Origin of the sequence: Mesorhizobium alhagi CCNWXJ12-2, from assembly GCF_000236565.1 — a bacterium.
Lineage (GTDB): Bacteria > Pseudomonadota > Alphaproteobacteria > Rhizobiales > Rhizobiaceae > Allomesorhizobium > Allomesorhizobium alhagi.
In genome coordinates this window covers 17,373-36,604 of the sequence record NZ_AHAM01000208.1, presented here as the reverse complement: position 1 = coordinate 36,604, position 19,232 = coordinate 17,373, and the positions used below count along the sequence as shown (strand labels likewise).

Below are 19,232 nucleotides of genomic sequence, written 5' to 3'. Positions count from 1 at the left end.
GCGTCAAAACAGGAGGAGCAGACACGATGAAGACGACAGGAAAGATATTGGGAGCGCTTGCCGGCCTGCTGATGGCCGGCTCGGCCTACGCGACAGACGTGAAGATCGGTGTGATGAACGATCGCTCGGGCATCTATTCCGATATCGGCGGCGAGGGCTCCGTCATCGCGGCGCGCATGGCCGTCGAGGACTTCGGGGCCGCCGACAAGGGCATCAACGTCGAGATCGTCTCGGCCGACCACCAGAACAAGCCGGACGTCGGGTCCAACATCGCCCGCCAGTGGTACGACACCGAGGGTGTCGACGTCATCGCCGACGTTCCGACATCGTCGGTCGCGCTCGCCGTCAACGACATCACCCGCGAGAAGAACAAGATCTTCCTGAACTCGGGCGCCGCAACGTCGGACCTGACCGGAGCGAAGTGCTCGCCCAACACCGTGCACTGGACCTACGACACCTGGCAGCTCGCCCACGGAACCGGCGGCGCGATGGTGGCGGCCGGCGGCAAGACCTGGTTCTTCCTGACCGCCGACTATGCCTTCGGCCACGCTCTGGAGCGCGACACCGCCGCGGTCGTGAAGGAAGCAGGCGGCGAGGTCATCGGCAGCGTCAAGACGCCGTTCCCCGGCACGGACTTCTCGTCCTTCCTGCTCCAGGCGCAGTCGTCCGGCGCGCAGGTGATCGGCCTCGCCAATGCCGGAGGCGACACGGTCAACTCGATGAAGCAGGCCGCCGAGTTCGGCATCACCCAGGGCGGCCAGGCGATCGCCGGCCTGCTGGTCTTCGTCAACGACGTGCATGCGCTCGGGCTCGATATCGCGCAGGGCCTGGTGCTGACCGAGACCTTCTACTGGGATCTCAACGACCAGACCCGCGAATGGTCGGCCCGCTTCGAGAAGACGGCCGGCAAGAAGCCGTCGATGATCCAGGCGGGCGTCTATGCGGCGGTGCTGCACTACCTCAAGGCGGTCGAGGCGGTCGGTGACAAGGATCCCACGAAGGTCATGGCCAAGATGAAGGAAATGCCGACCGACGACCCGCTGTTCGGAAAGGGCGTGGTCCGCGCCGACGGTCGCAAGACGCACGACGCTTATCTCTTCCGCGTCAAGAAGCCGGATCAGTCCGAGGGCGAGTGGGATCTCTACGAGACGGTCGCCACAATCCCGGCCGACAAGGCGTTCCGGCCGCTCGCCGACGGCGGCTGCGAACTGGTCAAATAAGCTGATGCCAACAGGACATGCCGGCCCGCCGGCATGTCCGCCCATTCCCCGAATGCCGCCCCTGGATGGGCGTCAAGGTCGCAGGACGGACGCATGTTCGAGCTCTTAGGAATTCCCCCGCAGGCGCTGTTCGGGCAGTTGCTTCTCGGACTGATCAACGGTTCGTTCTACGCCCTGCTCAGCCTTGGGCTCGCAATCATCTTCGGCCTGCTCAACATCATCAATTTCACGCACGGCGCGCAGTATATGATGGGCGCGTTCGTGGCGTGGATGCTGCTGAACTATCTCGGCATCAATTATTGGGCGGCGCTGTTCGTTGCGCCGGTGATCGTGGGAATCACCGGCGTCATCATCGAACGCCTGCTCATCTCGAGGCTCTACCACCTCGACCATCTCTACGGCCTGCTCCTCACATTCGGCCTGGCGCTGATCATCCAGGGGCTGTTCCGCAACTATTACGGAATATCAGGGCTGCCCTACCAGATTCCCGGCGTGCTCTCGGGCGGCCAGAATCTCGGCTTCATGTTCCTGCCCAATTATCGCGGCTGGGTCATCGTGGCGTCCCTGATCGTATGCCTCGCTACCTGGTTCATCATCGAGAAGACAAGACTCGGCGCCTATCTGCGCGCCGCGACGGAGAACCCGACCCTGGTCGGCGCGTTCGGCATCAATGTGCCACGCATGGTTACGTTGACCTACGGGTTCGGGGTCGCGCTCGCTGCTTTCGCGGGTGTGCTCGCCGCCCCGATCTATGCGGTCAATCCCAATATGGGTGCGGACCTGATCATCGTCGTCTTCGCGGTCGTGGTCATCGGCGGTATGGGGTCGATACTCGGCTCGATCGTGACCGGCTTCGGCCTCGGCCTGATCGAAGGCCTGACCAGGGTATTTTATCCGGAAGGCTCAGCCGTGGTGATTTTCGTGGTCATGGCGATCGTGCTTCTGGTGAAGCCGGCCGGCCTTTTCGGAAGGGCGGCATGATGGCGACGGATACCGAGACAGGGGCAGGAGTGGGTCCGCTGGTGCAGTCGCATTCGACCAGCACGCCCCGGCATCATGTGGCGATCTTTGCCGGCTTGCTGGTGTTCGGGCTGGCGGCGCCCTTCCTGCTTTATCCAATATTTCTCATGAAGGTTCTTTGCTTTGTGCTGTTTGCCTGCGCCTTCAACCTGCTGCTCGGCTTCGGCGGCCTGCTTTCTTTTGGACATGCCGCTTTCTTCGGTTCGGCAAGTTATGCAAGCGCCCATGCGGCAAAGATCTGGGGCTTCAATCCGGAGTTGGCGATATTATTCGGTACCGGATGCGCGGCGGTGCTTGGGCTGTTGATCGGCTCGCTGGCAATCCGCCGCCAGGGCATCTATTTCGCGATGGTCACGCTCGCCTTTGCCCAGATGGTTTTCTTTTTCTCGCTGCAGGCGCCGTTCACCGGCGGCGAGGACGGCATCCAGTCGGTACCACGCGGGCATCTGTTCGGCCTGTTCGACATGGCCCCGGACCTCAACCTCTATTTCTTTGTGCTGGCGATCGTTTTTGCCGGCCTGCTGGCGATCTACCGGATCATCCATTCGCCTTTCGGACAGGTTCTGAAGGCGATTCGGGATAACGAACAGCGTTCGGTCTCGCTCGGCTACCGGGTCAACCGCTACAAGCTCCTGGTATTCGTGCTGTCGGCGATGCTTGCCGGACTGGCCGGGGCCACGAAAGCCATCGTGTTCCAGCTTGCGTCGCTGACAGACGTTTACTGGACCATGTCCGGGGAAGTCGTGCTGATGACGCTGCTTGGCGGCATGGGCACCGTGTTCGGCCCGATCGTGGGCGCCGCGATCATCGTCACCATGCAGAATTATCTCGCCACGTTCGGCGCCTGGGTCACCGTCATCCAAGGGACGATTTTCGTGATCAGCGTGATGCTGTTCCGCGAAGGTGTGATCGGAATTCTGTCCAAGGCGCTGAAGAAGCCGCTGTAGGCGTGTCCTGCGGCGGACTAAAGAAACCGCGGCCTACATTCTACCGCGGGCGGAGTTTTCACACAGCCTCGGTCGACTCTAGCTGTAGCGCGATAGTCCGGTTTGGAGTGACGCCGCGACGGTCTGGATCTGGCACGGTTTACGCAAGTCCGCTCACCATAGCATGGCGGTGAGCACTGCAGGCGCATCATGCATTCGCAACGGAGGTGTCGGCCCTCGGCTTCGAGTCTGCATTGACGCCACAGAACTTTCGCCACGCGACGATATCAGTTCACGAATTGTGGCATCAGCAGGCGGGGTAGCCACAGCGAAATGGACGGAAAGAAGACGATAAGGGTGAGAATCGCGAGCATGGGCAGGAGAAGAATGACCACGTCGCGCATGGCCTGCCGGATAGAAATTTCCCCGATGGCGCAGGCGATGAGGAGGCAGAGGCCGTAGGGCGGAGTGACAAGGCCGAAGGCGAGGCTGACGATGCCGATGATAGCGAAATGGATCGGGTGCATTCCGACGGACTGCGCGACCGGAAAGAGCACAGTGCCAAGAATGACGATCGCGGGGATGGCGTCGATAAAACAGCCGATGACCAGGAACGAGATAGCGACCGCCAACCCCATCTCGACGATGCCGAGATCCATCGCCTGGACAAGGGTAACCAGCGCGGCGGGCACTTTGAAATAGGCGAGAATGAAACCAAAGGCGCTCGCCGTTCCGATGCAGAACAGCGCAATGGCGGCGAAGCGGCCGGTATCGTAGAAGATGTGCCCTACCTTCTTAAGGTCCAGCGTGCGGTAGACCAGCAGACCGAGCGCCAGCGCATAGATTGCGGCAATGACCGACGCCTCGGTCGGCGTGAAGAAGCCGCCGACGATGCCGCCGACAATGATGACCGGCGTTAGCAGCGCAAGGAAGGCGCTGGCCATGGCTGTGGCGAGTTCGCGAAGCGTGGCGCGCTCGTGCATGCCCATGCCGTGCCGCCGCGCGTAGACATAAACTGTCGTCATCTGCGCAAGCCCGATCAGGACTCCGGGGACGACGCCGGCGAGGAAGAGCCCTCCGATTGACACAGACATGAGGCCACCCCATACGATCATCAGGATCGATGGCGGAATGATCACTCCCATGACGGACGAGCAGGCGGTCACTGCGACCGAAAAGGAGGCGGTGAAGCCCTCCTTCTTCATCTGGGGAATGATCAGGGATCCAATGCCGGCGGCGTCGGCCGTAGAGCTCCCAGAAATTCCGGCGAAGAGCATGGAAACCACGACATTCACGTGCCCGAGCCCGCCGGGCAGGTGGCCGACGAGAGCGCGCGACAGGCGGATCAGCCTGTCGGTGATCCCCGCGGCGTTCATCAGGTTGGCAGCGAGCAGGAAGAAAGGCACCGCCAGCAGCACGAAGGCGTTGTAGGATTTGAACATCGCCTGCAGCAGCAGGATCGGCGTCAGCCGCGGCTCCAGGAAAAAGATCGGTAGACACGCCAGCGCCAGTGCAAAGGCAACGGGGACGCGCAACACGATGAATAGAAGGAACAGTCCGAACAGGATCGAGGAGACGACGAGCGGGGTCACTGTGCACGCGCCATCAGGATGCTCATGTCACGGACAAGCTTTTCAAGAATGAACACTGTGAAGAGCACCCCTGCGAAGGGCCATGCGCCATAGATCCAGTTCATCGGCAACGCCGCGATCTCGGATGTCTGGAACCAGCCGAACGCGATCAGCTTCCATCCATACCAGACGAGGACCAGAGCGACGATCAACATCAGCAGCTCGACGAGGATGCGCTTCGCTGCCTCGTTTTTGGGGTTGTCGCTCCTCGGCATCAGGTCGAGGTCGAAATGCGTACCGTCGCGGACGGCGACAATGGCGCCCACCATGATCATCCAGATAAAGCAGAAGCGCGCGATCTCCTCCGTCCAGATGTAGCGTGGGATAAGCCCGGTAAAACGCGACAGAACCTGCATTGAAACGGGCACCAGCAACCCGCACACCAGCACGCCGAGCACGATCTTGAGAGCGCCATGGATCACGTCGAGAACCCTTGTCATGGGTGCCGCAACCGTGCTTTCCGGTGTGTCGGAATTCCAACGGGAAAAGGCAGGGCCGACCGCGGCCGGTCCTGCGGAGTTTGAACCCGCGGCGTTACTGAATCGCCTGAATCGCCTTCAGCACGTCGCCGGCGCCGAGTTCCTCGGCATAGGCCTCCAGCACGGGCGTGGCCGCATCGAGCATCTTGTCGCGCTCGGTGAATTCGTGCGTCTGCAGCCATCCCTTCTCCTCCATCGCCTTTACCTTCGCCGAGTCCTCGCCGCTCTCGATCTCCCGGCCGTGTTTTCCAGCCTCGGCGCCGGCTTCGTCGATGCAGCTCTGCAGTTTCTCCGGCAGCTTCTGATAGGTTTTGTTGGAGATGAGGAGCGGGCGGATGGTGATGGCGTGCTTGGTCAAAGACAAATGCGGCCCGACTTCGTAGAACTTCATCTGCTCCACGCCCGCCGCCTCGTTCTCGCCAGCGGCAATCACACCGGTCTGGATTGCGTTGTAGACCTCGTCATAGGCGATTACCGTCGGCGCTGCGCCGAGCGCATCGAAGACCCGCGTCCAGATCGGCGCTCCCTGCATACGGATCGGAAGGTCAGCCAGTTCCGCCATGTTGGTGACCGGCTTGTTGGCGAAGACGTTCCGTGTGCCCCCTCCGGCATAGCCGAGAAGGCGGATGTCGGCCTTCTCCAAAATGTCGTCGGCCACCGGCTTCAGGGCATCGGCTTCCAGCACCTTGCGCCAGTGATCCTCGTCTCGAAACAGGAATGGCATGTCCATGAGCGGAGCCATCTGGGAGAAGGTCGACATGTGCGCAGGTGAGGCCACGGCGTAGTCGACCGAGATCCCCTGGTTCATGAAGCCGACGTAATCCTTTTCCAGGCCGAGCTCGGAATTGAGATGCATCTCAAACTCGACCGGCTCGTCGGTATAACACGCTTGAACGAGCTCCTCGAACTTGCGCATGGTCTTGGTGAAAGCGTGATCTTCGTTGAATTGACTGGCGCCGACCAGCTTGATCTGGGCGGCCGCGGGCGAGCCGACGGCAAATAGAAGTGCCCAGCCAAGGCTGCAGGCAAATACCGTTAAAAATGACTTCCGAACATTTGGCATCGTTTCCTCCCGAAACGCCTCCGAAACGCCTTGTCGGCGCGACCTTGGATCTCCGCTTTGTGCACAGCCCTGCGCGCGGATGTTATCAGCGGAACTATAACTGGGCCTGCCCCTGGGTCAATCGCTCACCCTGGAACGTCTGCAATGGAGATCCGCCACGAATGTCTGGAGATGGCGCAACCTTCCTTCGACAACCAGATGAATGGCCCCCTCGGTAGACTCTGGATGGTCCAATCTCTAAGGTCCACTGATCGCCGCGATCTGGGAAACACCGGCATTGGCGACATGGCACCAAATCTCCAGGGTCACCGTCGCCGCGACCCCAAGTACCCCACGCGTGTCGTCGGTGTTCGTCACCGGAAACGCTGGCGGGCGTTGCTGTGACCGGTGAGCAGAACATAAGCTATCTGGCAGCGAAGCTGGTTGAGGAAAGCCCCACAGTCATGAAGCCAATGACCGAAGAGCACCTCGCGGTTTTACGCAGGCACATGGTCGAGATGATTGCCATCCATACCGACCTGGCGAGCGAAGAACTCGGCAAGGCAACGCTCGATGAGCGGGTAATGACGGCGATGCGGCGGGTGCCACGGCATCTCTTCGTGCCAGCCTCGGTTGCGCCTTATGCGTACCGGGACATGCCGCTGCCGATCGGCTTCGATAAAACCATCTCACAGCCCTTCATCGTCGCGCTCATGACCGATCTCCTTGCTCCCCAACCGCACGAGGTAGTGCTCGAGATCGGCACAGGCCTTGGCTACCAAACTGCAATTCTGGCGGAACTCGCCGGGCAAGTTTGGAGCGTCGAAATCATCGAGGAATTCGCAAGCCATGCCGAGGCTCTGCTGCGGGACCTCGGCTTCTCCAATATCGGCATTCGTGTCGGAGACGGGTCTCGCGGCTGGCCTGAGCATGCACCATTCGACAAGATTCTTGTCACAGTAGCGGCTGACCGCACGCCGCCGGCTTTGCTTAGGCAACTCAAGCCCGGGGGACGCGTGGTTCTGCCCGTGGGACCTGAAGACGCGCAGTTGCTGACCGTCATCGACAAGGATGCGGCAGGGCAACTCAAGACCCGAAAACTCATTCCGGTTCGGTTCAGTCGGCTCGAAACGGTCTGATTGGGTCGCCGTCATGGCATAGATGCAGTCGCCGGGGCCCATGACGCAAGGCGCACCTTCCGGGACTTATCGGCATCCCGAAGTTGAAGCGGCCTCATTTTGCCGAACACCCGCTCCGATAGGTTCGCTGCCGTCCAACATCCTGGTTCGAATGCCACGCCCTTCTCGTGGACGCCTGGCGGTAAGAAGAAAAGGGATGGAGATAGAGAATCGACGCGATTTTCCTCTCCTACCTAGTCAGCACGACATGGGTGGCGTTTTGCGTGGGTGCGTGCTCGGTGCACCGATAACCGAGAGCGGCCGTATCGATATCGGCGAAGAGGTGTTCGCCGGAGCCTAGGAGTATCGGCGATATCGCAAGGTGCATCTCGTCGATTAGCCCGGCACGCAGATATTGCCGGACAGTCGCCACGCCCCCGCCGAGCAGCACGTCCTTGCCGTTGGCTGCCTGGACGGCGCGCTCCAGAGCCGCGTCAAATCCGTCGGTTACGAAGTGAAAGATCGTGCCGCCCGCCATGGTGACGGGCGCGCGTTCATAGTGCGTCAGCACGAAGACGGGGCAGTGGTAGGGTGGATTGTCTCCCCACCACCCTTTCCAATTCTCGTCAGGCCAGGGTCCGCGAATCGGCCCGAACATGTTTCGGCCCATGATCCACGCGCCGACATTCGCGAAAGCGCGCGACGCGAACCCGTCATCGACACCTGTCGTGCCATCTTTTCCCTGCATCCGCTGAAAAGTGTGGGTTGGGATAAACCAATCGTGCAGCGCCTCGCCGCCTTCGCCCAGCGGATTCTCGGGGCTCTGGTTGGGGCCTGCGCCGAAGCCATCGAGTGACAGGCTGAAACAGCCAGTGCGAAGTTTGGACATGGTAGACCCTTTCTCATTGAACGATTGTGAAATGCAACCAGTTGTGTTGTCACACAGGTGATCCTATTTTGCAACCGGTTTCTCGAGGAATGCGCACGTTGGAGCTTGAGCGACGATCGGGCTGCTCAATCAATGGAGGTGCTGGCGATCGGTGGAGCATCGTCGTCCGTTACTCCATGTTCGGCAATCGCCGGCATTTCGCGATCTTCTCACGCATTCCGAGGAGCGCGTGGAATAAAAGCGTCAAGCGCGTGAATGCAAATCATCGCCTTTCCCTGGTTTTGCCCAGAGCCACCGCGGGAATGGATCACATCAGGTCGTAGAGCGAACGACCGCTATGGAGAAGTGCCGCAAAGGTCGGAAGGTAGCACAACCGCCACTGCCGAGGAGACGCGCTCTCAGTCAGTAGGCAATAGCCTGCTGCCGGTTTCGCGGAGTTGCGAGATGCAGTTACAGGAATTTGGCGGTCTCGATGGATCGGCTTCGTTCAAAGACGAACCCTGCCCGGCAATGAACTGCCTCTTCGGCGGCAGGACCCGGAACACAATCCGTAGGATCAATAGTAGCCCAACTGCGCTGTGGGAACCCTTGCATGCTTCAAGCAGAGGGCAGACCCGACTCTACGAGCCTCGGGGGACTTCACCAGATATTCACCAGAAATCGCGTGAAAGCTGTCTGGAAATCCACGAAAATGCCCGATAGGCACTTACGCCCACCATCTACTATATTACTGATTTTCCTATGAAATGGTGCTGCGAGAGAGGATTGAACTCTCGACCTCTCCCTTACCAAGGGAGTGCTCTACCACTGAGCTACCGCAGCTGCCGAATGCGGCGGACTTCTGCCATATCAATCAGGCGAGCGCAAGTTGGCTGCGGAGAGTTTTCGAGCCCCCAAGTTTTTCGACATTGGGCGGCCACAATGATAGTTATTTCAATGAAGCTGAACAGTTGCGACGAAACCAGTGGGATGAACAGGAAAGACACTGCCAGCGGCCAAACGGGCAGCAGCGCCGAGCGCAAGAAAAGGCTCGCCGAGGAACTGCGCGCCAATCTCCAGAAGCGAAAGGCGCAGGCGCGTTCGCGCCGCACAGGCGAGGCCGACAGCCGGCCGGAGGGGATTGAGGTCGCGGCAGGGCAACCAAAGAAGGAACCGTGACGCCGCGCTTAAAGGGAACGCCGGGGCAAATCGTGTTTCTTGAACCGATTTACGTGATGGTCTAGACCGGCCGTTCGAGCAACGATCAACAGCCGGGAAAACTCCCGGAGAAACGAATTTCATGGATCGCATCAGAATTGTCGGTGGCAATCGGATCAATGGCCGTATCCCGATCTCGGGCGCGAAGAACGCCGCCCTGCCGCTGATGATCGCGTCGCTCCTGACCGACGACACCCTGACGCTCGAAAATGTGCCGCATCTCGCCGATGTGGAGCAGCTGATCCGCATTCTCGGCAATCATGGCGTCGACTATTCCGTCAACGGCCGCCGCGAGCGCCAGAACGAAGCCTATTCGCGCACGATCAATTTCACCGCCCGCAGCATCGTCGACACCACCGCTCCTTATGAGCTCGTGTCGAAGATGCGCGCCAGCTTCTGGGTGATCGGACCGCTGCTTGCCCGGATGGGCGAGGCAAAAGTGTCGCTGCCCGGCGGCTGTGCCATCGGTACGCGTCCCGTCGATCTATTTCTCGAAGGGCTGCAGGCGCTCGGAGCCCGCATCGACGTCGAGAACGGCTATGTCATCGCCAAGACGAACGGGCGTCTCACCGGCAATCGGTACGTGTTCCCCAAAGTGTCCGTCGGGGCCACCCATGTGCTGCTGATGGCGGCCTCGCTCGCCAAGGGCGAGACGGTGCTGGAAAATGCCGCGCGCGAGCCCGAAATCGTCAATCTCGCCGAGTGCCTCAACGCCATGGGCGCAAAGATCACCGGCGCGGGCACCTCGACAATCGTGATCGACGGCGTCGATGCGCTGTCCGGCGCGCGCCACCAGGTCATTCCCGACCGCATCGAGACCGGCACCTATGCGATGGCTGTGGCCATGGCCGGCGGCGACGTCATCCTGGAAGGCGCCCGCGCCGACCTCCTTCAGGGTGCGCTCAACGTGATCGCCCAGACAGGCGCCGAAATCATTCCGGTCAATTCCGGCATCCGCGTCAGGCGCAACGGCTCGGGCATCGCGCCGGTCGACGTGACGACCGAGCCTTTCCCAGGCTTTCCGACCGATCTCCAGGCTCAGTTCATGGGGCTGATGACCATGGCCGAGGGAAAATCGCGGATCACCGAGACGATCTTCGAGAATCGTTTCATGCATGTGCAAGAACTCGCCCGGCTCGGCGCTCGCATCACGCTTGCCGGCCAGACGGCGATCGTCGACGGTGTGCGGAAGCTCAAGGGAGCTCCGGTAATGGCGACCGATCTGCGCGCTTCGGTTTCGCTGGTGATCGCCGGGCTGGCGGCGGAAGGCGAGACGGTGGTCAACCGGGTCTACCATCTCGACCGCGGGTTCGAACGGCTGGAGGAAAAGCTCTCCGGCTGCGGCGCGACCATCGAGCGCATATCATCGTAAGACGCCTTCGGCCCCTTCGGTTGCGCGCTTCGCCGAGACCGCCTAACAAGGCGGCAGGCGCGATCACCTTCCACAGGCGTTGAGACATGGACCAGTTGAAACTTGTCGCCCTCGACGAAGAGGATCTGAAAATCGTGTCGGCGCATGTCCAGGACGCCGTCATGAAGACCGGCGATCTCGAATTCCTGCCGTCGCTCAAACGCTTCATCGTGCCGATGAACCGCTTCGCGTGGGAAGGCAAGTCGCGCTTTTTCTTCCGGCCGCGCCCGCAGCGGCGCAACAGCGTGCTGCATTTCGACCGCGTGCTCAACGCCAAGACCAGCGGCATCGCCCGCGACAGGCCGGCCGAGATCCTGTCGCTACTCGCCATCAGCTTCGTGCCGATGGATGCGCCGGCCGGCATCGTAGAACTGATCTTCTCGGGCGGCGGCGCGATCATGCTCGACGTCGAATGCGTGGAGGCCCGCCTCGCCGATCTCGGCGGCGCCTGGCAGGCGTCTTCGCGTCCGTATCACAAAGTCTGAGCGCATATGGCCATCACACTCAACCAATCCGATGCCGGTTTTGAGGAGCGTTTCGCAACGTTCCTGACGACCAAGCGCGAGGCATCTCCCGATGTCGACAGCGCCGTCGCCGCCATCATTGCCGATGTCCGCGCAAGGGGCGACGAGGCGCTGGTCGGCCACACGCAGAAGTTCGACGGCGCCGATTTGCGCAGCCTCGGCATCGCGGTCTCGAAAGCCGATATCGCCAAGGCCTATGGCGAAGCGGACGCCGAGACCATCGAGGCGCTGAAATTCGCTCGCGAGCGGATCCGGTCGCATCACCAGCGCCAACGCCCGGCCGACGACCGCTACACGGACACGGCCGGCGTCGAACTCGGCTCGCTCTGGACGGCGGTGGAAGCGGTCGGTCTCTACGTGCCGGGCGGCACCGCATCCTATCCGAGTTCGGTGCTGATGAACGCGATCCCTGCTGTTGTCGCCGGCGTCGAGCGTATCGTCATGGTGGTGCCGGCGCCCGGCGGCGCGATCAACCCGCTGGTGCTGGTCGCGGCCGATCTTGCAGGCGTTTCCGAGATCTACCGGGTGGGCGGCGCACAGGCCGTAGCCGCCCTCGCCTATGGTACCGAGTCGATACGGCCAGTCGCCAAGATCGTCGGGCCGGGTAATGCCTATGTCGCCGCGGCCAAGCGTCAGGTGTTCGGAACGGTCGGCATCGACATGATCGCAGGACCGTCGGAAGTGCTTGTCGTGGCGGATGCAGACAATGATCCGGACTGGATCGCGGCCGACCTGCTGGCCCAGGCCGAGCACGATGCCGCGGCGCAGTCGATCCTGATCACCGACGACCCTGCTCTCGCAAGCGCGGTCGAAGGCGCTGTCATGCGCCAACTCAAATCGCTGCCGCGCGCCGAGACCGCCGCCGCAAGCTGGCGCGATTTCGGCGCGATCATCCTGGTCGAGACGCTCGACAGCGCGATACCGCTCATCAACCGCATCGCGGCCGAACATCTCGAACTGACTATCAAGGATGCGGACGCTTTCCTGCCGCATATCCGCAACGCTGGAGCGGTGTTTCTCGGGCGCCATACGCCGGAAGTCATCGGCGACTATGTCGGCGGCTCGAACCATGTCCTGCCGACCGCCCGCTCGGCGCGGTTCTCGTCCGGGCTTTCGGTGCTGGATTTCATGAAGCGCACCTCGATCCTCAAGCTCGGGCCGGAGCAGTTGCGCGCGCTGGCGCCAGCGGCTATCGCTCTGGCCAGGGCCGAGGGGCTGGAGGCGCACGGACGCTCCGTCGCCATCCGGCTGAATATTTAGAGCATGGGATGGCGCGGAACGAAGGGCAACGCTCAAGGCTGATCGACGTCGAACTCGACGAATCCATCGGCCGCTCGACGCCCGACATCGAGCATGAGCGGGCGGTGGCGATCTTCGATCTCATCGAGGAGAACAGCTTTCAACCTGTCGACGACGATGGCTGCGGCCCCTATCGGCTGAGATTGTCGTTGGCCGACGCCCGCCTCGTCTTCGCCATTTCGCGGGAGGACGGCTCCCCGGTGGTCACGCATATTCTGTCGCTGACGCCGTTCCGCCGCATAGTCAAAGACTATTTCATGATCTGCGAGAGCTACTACGAGGCCATCCGCACCTCGACGCCGAGCCAGATCGAGGCGATCGACATGGGCAGGCGCGGCCTGCACAATGAAGGGTCGCAGACGCTGATGGACCGACTGGCCGGCAAGATCGACATCGATTTCGACACCGCTCGCCGCGTCTTCACGCTGGTCTGCGTGCTGCACTGGCGGGGCTGACCCTGGCTTCGACGCTTCCGCATCCTCGTTCGATCCTGTTCATGTGCCGCATGAATGCGGTGCGCTCGCCCATGGCCGAGGCATTGGCGCGAAAGGCCCTGCCGCCGACGATCTTCGTCGCGTCGGCCGGCGTGCGGATGGGCGAGCGCGATCCGTTTGTCGAAGCAGTGCTCGCTGAAGACGGATTGTCGCTGGAAGACCGGCTTCCAAAGACGCTGAACGATCTGGAGGACGGCTATTTCGACCTGATAGTGACGCTTGCGCCGGAAGCCCATCACGCCGCGCTCGAACTGACGCGCTCAATGGCTGTCGAGGTGGAATATTGGCCGACGGCCGATCCGACCACGGCCGCCGGGACACGCGAGCAGATCATGGCGGCCTATCGCGACGTGCGCGACCGGCTGAAGGCCAGGATCGTCCAGCGCTTCACTGACGGGGCGTCCCCAAGCGCCGACGATTAAGCGTGTTCACAAAGAGCCGATAATCATATAGGTTCCGCGCAAATTCCGGCCCGGCGCCGGAAATTCCATCCAAACCAAAGGTATAGAATGCCGAAGGAAGAAGTCCTCGAGTTTCCGGGTACTGTCACGGAATTGCTCCCGAATGCTATGTTTCGGGTGAAACTTGAAAACGAGCACGAAATCATTGCCCACACCGCCGGCCGCATGCGCAAGAACCGCATCCGCGTGCTCACGGGCGACAAGGTCCTGGTGGAAATGACGCCATACGACCTGAGCAAGGGCCGCATCACCTACCGCTTCAAATAGGACGGCCGCAGGCCGCGACCCGACACGATGAGCGTTTTCCAGAAGCTTGTGCTCGCCTCGGGCTCGCCGCGCCGGATCGAGCTTCTGCAGCAGGCCGGCATCGAGCCGGACCGGGCGCTCCCGGCGGAAATCGACGAGACGCCGCTGCGCGCCGAGCATCCGCGCTCGCTGGCCAAGCGGCTGTCCAAGGCAAAAGCAGAGAAGGCGTTCGAATCGCTGAAAGCTGAGCCGGATTTCACCGGCGCCTACATACTGGCGGCCGACACCGTCGTCGCGGTCGGGCGGCGCATCCTGCCAAAGGCCGAACTGGTGGACGAGGCTTCGAACTGCCTGCAACTGCTTTCGGGCCGCTCGCACCGGGTTTATTCGGGCGTCTGCCTGATTTCGCCGGAAGGCAAGCTGCGGCAGCGGCTGGTGGAAACCCGCGTCCGCTTCAAGCGGCTCGGCCGCGAAGAACTGGAAAGCTACCTCGCCTCGGGCGAGTGGCGCGGCAAGGCCGGCGGCTATGCCGTGCAGGGGCTTGCCGGCACATTTGTCGTGAAGCTCGTAGGATCCTACACCAACGTCGTCGGCCTGCCGCTCTACGAAACCGTCGGCCTTCTGACCGCCGAAGGCTTCAAAGTGCATTTCAACTGGCTTTCGAGCACGCGTGCATGAGCGGCGAAGGAACAGGCAATGTCGCGCCGCTGCGACCAAAACGCCCCTGCCCCGAATGCGGCAGGCCCTCGTCGCGCGACACCTATCCATTCTGCTCGACACGCTGCAAGCATGTCGACCTCAATCGCTGGCTTTCCGGCAGCTATGCCATTCCGGTCCGCGACGACGAGGAAGAAGGCGATGAGAGCGAGCCGAAGTAGCGCCCGCTAAGCCGGCAACGAACGAAGTTCGGTTTCTTCCTCAAAAGGCTGCACCGGCGCTGGACAGCGCAAAATCCCGTGCTATAACCCACGCGCTTTCGCAGGTTTCACCCAAGCCTCGCGAGTTTCGGACGCCTGCATAGCCGGCCATCGAAACAGGCCCAGATAGCTCAGTTGGTAGAGCAGCGGACTGAAAATCCGCGTGTCGGTGGTTCGAATCCGCCTCTGGGCACCATTTTCCCTTCTCTCAACTTTCCCTTCCGCCGAGCCTTCTACGCTGAAATCCGCGTAACAGCCTGTTATTCCAAAGCTTTTGGAAGCGACGATCGAATTTCAGCGTGTTTCGGGACAGGTCGTCGCATTTGGTCCAACGGCGCGAACTGTTGGTATTTTTGTTGGTATCTGCCACCCTGTTGGTATCGAAATTTGCGAACAGGAGCATTGGCGATGCCGCTCTCGGACGTGAAATGCCGGAATGCCCGGCCGGGATCAAAACTTCAGAAGCTATCTGACGGAGGCGGTCTTCAGCTATGGGTACAACCGGCCGGCTCACGGTTATGGCGCCTGGCCTACCGTTTCGAAGGGAAACAAAAGCTCCTGGCTTTGGGCACCTATCCGCTTGTTTCTCTAGCAGATGCCCGGGAGGCGAGAGACGAAGCCAAGCGGCTGCTGATGGCGGGGATAGATCCGGCGCGTGAGAAGCAGGACAGCAAGGACGACAGTCGCGACACTTTCCGCGCTATAGCCGAGGAATTCGTCGCTAAGCTGGAAAAGGAGGGCCGCGCAGACAGGACGATTACCAAGACGAAGTGGCTGCTCTCCTTCGCCTATCCGAGGCTGGGTGACCAGTCGATCAGGAAAATCGATGCGGCAGCCGTTCTCAAAGTACTGCGGGAAGTCGAGATTCGCGGCCGGTATGAATCGGCTCGTCGGCTTCGCTCAACAATGGGAAGCATATTCCGCTATGCCATTGCCACGGCCCGGGCCGAAATTGATCCAACCTCAGCACTCAAGGACGCTCTTATCAGGCCGACCGTCACGCCACGGGCGGCAATAACCGCCCCAAAGCAGCTAGGGGCGCTTTTGCGTGCAGTTGATTCGTTCGATGGGCAACCGACTACCCGGGCCGCGTTGAAGCTGATGGCACTCATGTTTCCTCGTCCGGGAGAGCTGCGCGCAGCGGCTTGGGTCGAGTTCGATTTCGACGACGCGGTCTGGACCATACCTGAGGCACGCGCAAAGATGCGGCGACCGCATAGCGTTCCGTTGTCGGCTCAGGCCCTCGCGATCCTTGATCAGCTGCGGGAGATTTCTGGACACGGATCGCTCCTGTTTCCCAGTATTCGAACCACGAAGCGCCCAATTTCAGATAACACGCTCAACGCCGCCTTGCGGCGTCTCGGCTACAGCAAAGAAGAGGCTACCGCACACGGCTTCCGGGCCACTGCGTCGAGCTTACTCAACGAAAGCGGCAAGTGGCATCCCGATGCGATCGAACGCCAACTTGCTCACGTGGAAGGCAACAATGTTAGGCGGGCCTACGCCCGAGGGGAACATTGGGATGAGCGCGTGAAAATGATGCAGTGGTGGGCCGACCATTTGGACGAGCTGAGACTGACACAACATGAACATCGCCATGCCACTCGTGGTGCTCAAGGTGTTGGGACGCAATAAGCGGCACGTTCGATGGTCGCACCAATCGGGCTCGTGTCGATAGCCGGATCGCAGGTTGATTGTTCCTTCGGGTCGACAGCGGGGCGCATCGCACCTCGGGCTGAAGAAGAGCGGTATTTCAAGCGAACACGTCGTTCTTCAGGTCAGGAACATTGTGGCCGGGTGCCTGGCGACCGCTGCTTCCGGCGGTCCGAAAGCGCAACGTCGGGCGAGGTACGCTGGTGGGCCCGGAGGGAAACCAACATGTGCCAATTTGTTAGGCGATAACAATAAGATAATTGGCTATGTTGAACCAATGTTGGAACCGTACAATTGTTTTTTGCACCCGGTTGCAAAACCAGGCTGCAAGACGTCCTGATGGATGATCGCCTCAACTACAAGCACTAACATGGTGCGTGCCGCATCAGCAGCTTGACAGGTAAGCGGCTGCAGGCAGATCAGCATCACGACGGCCACCTCGCGTGAAACAACCAGCAAGTGGAGGCGAGATGGAAGGACAGGTCGCCGCAACGGTTCACTCCAGACAAGGCACCCAATCCACGGAGCCGCGATCGGCAACCAATATTGTCGTCCACCGGGCCTCAGGTGCAGCTCTGCCCTTTGCAGACCATCGCGCCTCCGGAACACTGCACGGTTTTGCCATCTACGGCCAAAATAATCTTTAAGCGATCGACGGAGGCTTCGACTTTTAAGCACGTGTTCTTTGCAGCCGCCGCATACCAAGCATCGAGCAATGTGCTACCAAGAAAGGGTCCGCCGCGCAGAACCAGTGAGTTTGCCTGCTCCTCGGATGGAGAATTGGCGAAGACAATGCGCTCAGGATGAGTGGAAAGGCCGGTTTGTTGGTCCAGGTTCCTAACGTCGTGCCCCTGATTTAGCGTTGCGACCCGGTCATAAAGGTTGAAATCCACGCGACCAGTCGCTTCGGACGAACGGGCCGATGGCGGCCTAGTACTGAGTTCAACGCGATTTTCGCTCGCGCCTTTCGTAATCGAGGTTATGATCAGATTTCGAAGCCAAACATGCACAGTATCATTCTGATCTGTTGGCTTGATCAAATCCGTATGCCGGACCGAGAAGTGCCGTCGATCGTGGCACGCCGTCTTTGCGAACAAGTCCGGCACCACCGTGCTATCGATTACAGAACCAACCAACGCATCCCAAACTCTGCCACCCCACCAATCGCTTCCAGCTAGTTGTGGTTTTTCTTCATAGCCGCAGGAGATGACCGGCGTAAATCTTCGCGGCTCTCCCGTATCACGATTCCGTTTGAGCCCTTCCCAATTGGTTTCCAAGCTGGTGAGATAGCTGCCAGAATTTGTCGTCAGGTCTTCCAACAAGGCCCCGTTCCAGCCGAAGGTTAGCGCAATCCGGTCGATCCCATGCTTCTTCACTAAATCCGCTAAGGGCGCGCCATTGGAAGGGACACCCAAAAGACCGACAGCCATGATCCTATCGATCAGCAGCTCTTTCCGCTCCTGAACCCATAATGTGAGACTACGTTTGAGGATCAAGCCCCCCATACTATGGGCTACCAGCCACACATGCCGGTGGCGCCTGAATATTTGAGAGGCGGCCAAGTCGCGAGACACCCCCACCGCAACTTCATCAAGTTTCGCTTGCGATAAAAAATCGGCTTGATAATCGACCGAGTACACTGCGAAATCGGACAACTTGCCATGTCCAGGCAGTTCAGTGTCGTCATCGGCAATGATTTCCGGCCAATTTGCGAACGAACCCTCAGCGGCACCCAGCAAACCATGCACAAAAATTAGTGCCCGGTCGGCATTCTGAGCAGTCGCCGGGGCGCTCAACAATTTCGGTTCGACGGCGAACGAGGTCTGAATATAAGTCAGAAGCGCCAATAATGAAAATGACAAGCGACAGATATTCAACATACTTCGTTCGCAGCAAATGGTGTCTTAATGTAAACCCCGACGTTCTCACCTTTTTCGGTATCGAAGAACACTTTAAGACATCCGAATTGGCCCTCAATCCGGAACGGATCAAGGTACAGTGTCCCACTCTTGGAAAGAATACTAGTGAGCTCTTCGCGATGCTCGAATAGCATTCCCTTGCTCAAGACATCAACTGGCGCGTCAAATCTTGAGAGGGCAGAGGCGGCCAGCAACAAAAAGCTCTCGACCAGACCGGGGTTTCGGTACCCTTCTGGATGAACTCTCGCCAGGTTCTGAACAGCGATTTGCATCGGCAAAAGGCCTGCTGTTGCGTCGCCGAAGGCTGGAACGATCTGGAACTTTTCGTCCGCCTGTCGGATCGACTTATCGGCGTTGTCAACGGCGTCATTTTGGGGCGCCCCGTTTCCGACATTCACGCCGTGGCTACCGGCGCTACCCCATTCCATCAGACAATTGTTGGCCTCTGTTCTCTGGCAGACGCCGCCCTTCAAGGAGGATTGTGCCCCAGCGTGGACCTGCTTGCATGTGCAAACGTCGTGTTCAACTTCTTCGCTCAAAGCTCCCACTGGCATGAGAGCCAATCCAGCCGCCAATAGTGCCGCCCTGCCGGAACTTCCCGATTTGCTCGGCAACTGTCTTGCCCCTCAAAAACCGTCGACCTTGTCGAGATTAGCGAACCAGCGGTACAAATCAACGGGCACTTGAAAGTACGCATGATGCTTATTTGGTATCGTGTAAAGGGGCAGCGAGTGACGGGAGGATTTGGTCGCGAACTTTTTGAAGAACCACATACTGCCACAAGCC

20 protein-coding genes, 2 tRNA genes and 1 pseudogene are annotated in these 19,232 nt (G+C 60.3%); 16 read left to right on the top strand and 7 right to left on the bottom strand.

All coding sequences use genetic code 11. The features are described from left to right. Positions 1 to 26: 26 nt before the first annotated feature. From MAXJ12_RS23660 to MAXJ12_RS23650, 3 genes are all read left to right on the top strand, one after another. On the top strand, positions 27 to 1,220 hold the full coding sequence (locus tag MAXJ12_RS23660) for an ABC transporter substrate-binding protein (protein ID WP_008838565.1): 1,194 nt from the start codon (positions 27 to 29) through the stop codon (positions 1,218 to 1,220). A 93-nt stretch (positions 1,221 to 1,313) separates the two neighbouring features. Further along, positions 1,314 to 2,201: a branched-chain amino acid ABC transporter permease gene (locus tag MAXJ12_RS23655; protein ID WP_008838564.1), complete on the top strand. Its 888-nt coding sequence runs from the start codon at positions 1,314 to 1,316 to the stop codon at positions 2,199 to 2,201. Then, a complete protein-coding gene (locus MAXJ12_RS23650) occupies positions 2,198 to 3,187 on the top strand; it encodes a branched-chain amino acid ABC transporter permease (RefSeq protein ID WP_008838563.1) in 990 nt (329 codons plus the stop codon). The genes MAXJ12_RS23655 and MAXJ12_RS23650 overlap by 4 nt, the downstream gene beginning before the upstream one ends. Before the next feature lie 266 nt (positions 3,188 to 3,453). Here MAXJ12_RS23650 and MAXJ12_RS23645 read toward each other — a convergent pair whose 3' ends face one another. From MAXJ12_RS23645 to MAXJ12_RS23635, 3 genes are all read right to left on the bottom strand, one after another. After that, positions 3,454 to 4,758, bottom strand: a complete 1,305-nt coding sequence (locus tag MAXJ12_RS23645; RefSeq protein WP_008838562.1) for a TRAP transporter large permease — start codon at positions 4,756 to 4,758, stop codon at positions 3,454 to 3,456. Beyond that, on the bottom strand, positions 4,755 to 5,237 hold the full coding sequence (locus tag MAXJ12_RS23640; protein WP_008838561.1) for a TRAP transporter small permease: 483 nt from the start codon (positions 5,235 to 5,237) through the stop codon (positions 4,755 to 4,757). Before MAXJ12_RS23640 ends, MAXJ12_RS23645 begins: the two co-directional genes overlap by 4 nt. A gap of 94 nt (positions 5,238 to 5,331) precedes the next feature. Then, positions 5,332 to 6,339, bottom strand: coding sequence for a TRAP transporter substrate-binding protein (locus tag MAXJ12_RS23635; protein ID WP_008838560.1), 1,008 nt, complete (start codon positions 6,337 to 6,339; stop codon positions 5,332 to 5,334). A 443-nt stretch (positions 6,340 to 6,782) separates the two neighbouring features. Between MAXJ12_RS23635 and MAXJ12_RS23625 the strand changes: the two genes are divergently transcribed. Further along, entirely contained in the window at positions 6,783 to 7,457 is a 675-nt protein-coding gene (locus MAXJ12_RS23625; RefSeq protein WP_040587633.1) for a protein-L-isoaspartate(D-aspartate) O-methyltransferase, read from the top strand. A gap of 229 nt (positions 7,458 to 7,686) precedes the next feature. On the opposite strand, the gene MAXJ12_RS23620 is transcribed toward MAXJ12_RS23625, so the two are convergent. After that, a complete protein-coding gene (locus MAXJ12_RS23620) occupies positions 7,687 to 8,325 on the bottom strand; it encodes a dihydrofolate reductase family protein (protein ID WP_008838557.1) in 639 nt (212 codons plus the stop codon). 98 nt (positions 8,326 to 8,423) lie between these two features. Between MAXJ12_RS23620 and MAXJ12_RS40140 the strand changes: the two are divergent. After that, positions 8,424 to 8,557, top strand: a pseudogene (locus MAXJ12_RS40140) (winged helix-turn-helix transcriptional regulator); the annotation flags it as partial. Between the two features lie 515 nt (positions 8,558 to 9,072). Here the strand turns inward: MAXJ12_RS40140 and MAXJ12_RS23615 are convergent. Continuing rightward, positions 9,073 to 9,147 (bottom strand) — tRNA-Thr (locus MAXJ12_RS23615). Between the two features lie 147 nt (positions 9,148 to 9,294). Between MAXJ12_RS23615 and MAXJ12_RS23610 the strand changes: the two genes are divergently transcribed. The 11 genes from MAXJ12_RS23610 (at position 9,295) to MAXJ12_RS23560 (ending at position 16,509) form a co-directional block, all read left to right on the top strand. Continuing rightward, positions 9,295 to 9,483: a hypothetical protein gene (locus MAXJ12_RS23610; protein ID WP_008838555.1), complete on the top strand. Its 189-nt coding sequence runs from the start codon at positions 9,295 to 9,297 to the stop codon at positions 9,481 to 9,483. A 121-nt stretch (positions 9,484 to 9,604) separates the two neighbouring features. Next, positions 9,605 to 10,894 (top strand): UDP-N-acetylglucosamine 1-carboxyvinyltransferase, encoded by a 1,290-nt coding sequence (gene murA / locus MAXJ12_RS23605; protein ID WP_008838554.1) that lies wholly within the window; start codon positions 9,605 to 9,607, stop codon positions 10,892 to 10,894. Between the two features lie 86 nt (positions 10,895 to 10,980). Next, on the top strand, positions 10,981 to 11,418 hold the full coding sequence (locus MAXJ12_RS23600) for a DUF2948 family protein (RefSeq protein WP_008838553.1): 438 nt from the start codon (positions 10,981 to 10,983) through the stop codon (positions 11,416 to 11,418). A gap of 6 nt (positions 11,419 to 11,424) precedes the next feature. Continuing rightward, positions 11,425 to 12,717: a histidinol dehydrogenase gene (hisD, locus tag MAXJ12_RS23595; protein WP_008838552.1), complete on the top strand. Its 1,293-nt coding sequence runs from the start codon at positions 11,425 to 11,427 to the stop codon at positions 12,715 to 12,717. 8 nt (positions 12,718 to 12,725) lie between these two features. Next, positions 12,726 to 13,211, top strand: a complete 486-nt coding sequence (locus MAXJ12_RS23590; protein WP_008838551.1) for a UPF0262 family protein — start codon at positions 12,726 to 12,728, stop codon at positions 13,209 to 13,211. A gap of 41 nt (positions 13,212 to 13,252) precedes the next feature. Next, complete coding sequence (locus MAXJ12_RS23585) at positions 13,253 to 13,672, top strand: arsenate-mycothiol transferase ArsC (protein WP_008838550.1); 420 nt, start codon at positions 13,253 to 13,255, stop codon at positions 13,670 to 13,672. Positions 13,673 to 13,759: 87 nt separating this feature from the next. Then, on the top strand, positions 13,760 to 13,978 hold the full coding sequence (gene infA / locus MAXJ12_RS23580; RefSeq protein ID WP_008838549.1) for a translation initiation factor IF-1: 219 nt from the start codon (positions 13,760 to 13,762) through the stop codon (positions 13,976 to 13,978). Between the two features lie 27 nt (positions 13,979 to 14,005). Then, entirely contained in the window at positions 14,006 to 14,635 is a 630-nt protein-coding gene (locus MAXJ12_RS23575) for a Maf-like protein (RefSeq protein WP_008838548.1), read from the top strand. Beyond that, positions 14,632 to 14,835 (top strand): DNA gyrase inhibitor YacG, encoded by a 204-nt coding sequence (gene yacG / locus MAXJ12_RS23570; protein ID WP_008838547.1) that lies wholly within the window; start codon positions 14,632 to 14,634, stop codon positions 14,833 to 14,835. Before MAXJ12_RS23575 ends, yacG begins: the two co-directional genes overlap by 4 nt. Before the next feature lie 159 nt (positions 14,836 to 14,994). Further along, a tRNA-Phe gene (locus tag MAXJ12_RS23565) sits at positions 14,995 to 15,070 on the top strand. A 212-nt stretch (positions 15,071 to 15,282) separates the two neighbouring features. After that, positions 15,283 to 16,509, top strand: a complete 1,227-nt coding sequence (locus MAXJ12_RS23560; RefSeq protein ID WP_008838546.1) for a tyrosine-type recombinase/integrase — start codon at positions 15,283 to 15,285, stop codon at positions 16,507 to 16,509. A 581-nt stretch (positions 16,510 to 17,090) separates the two neighbouring features. Here the strand turns inward: MAXJ12_RS23560 and MAXJ12_RS23555 are convergent. Together MAXJ12_RS23555 and MAXJ12_RS23550 are read right to left on the bottom strand one after the other, a co-directional pair. Beyond that, positions 17,091 to 18,407, bottom strand: a complete 1,317-nt coding sequence (locus tag MAXJ12_RS23555; protein ID WP_008838545.1) for an esterase/lipase family protein — start codon at positions 18,405 to 18,407, stop codon at positions 17,091 to 17,093. Continuing rightward, positions 18,401 to 18,919, bottom strand: coding sequence for a hypothetical protein (locus tag MAXJ12_RS23550; protein ID WP_139044010.1), 519 nt, complete (start codon positions 18,917 to 18,919; stop codon positions 18,401 to 18,403). Before MAXJ12_RS23550 ends, MAXJ12_RS23555 begins: the two co-directional genes overlap by 7 nt. Positions 18,920 to 19,232 lie beyond the last annotated feature (313 nt).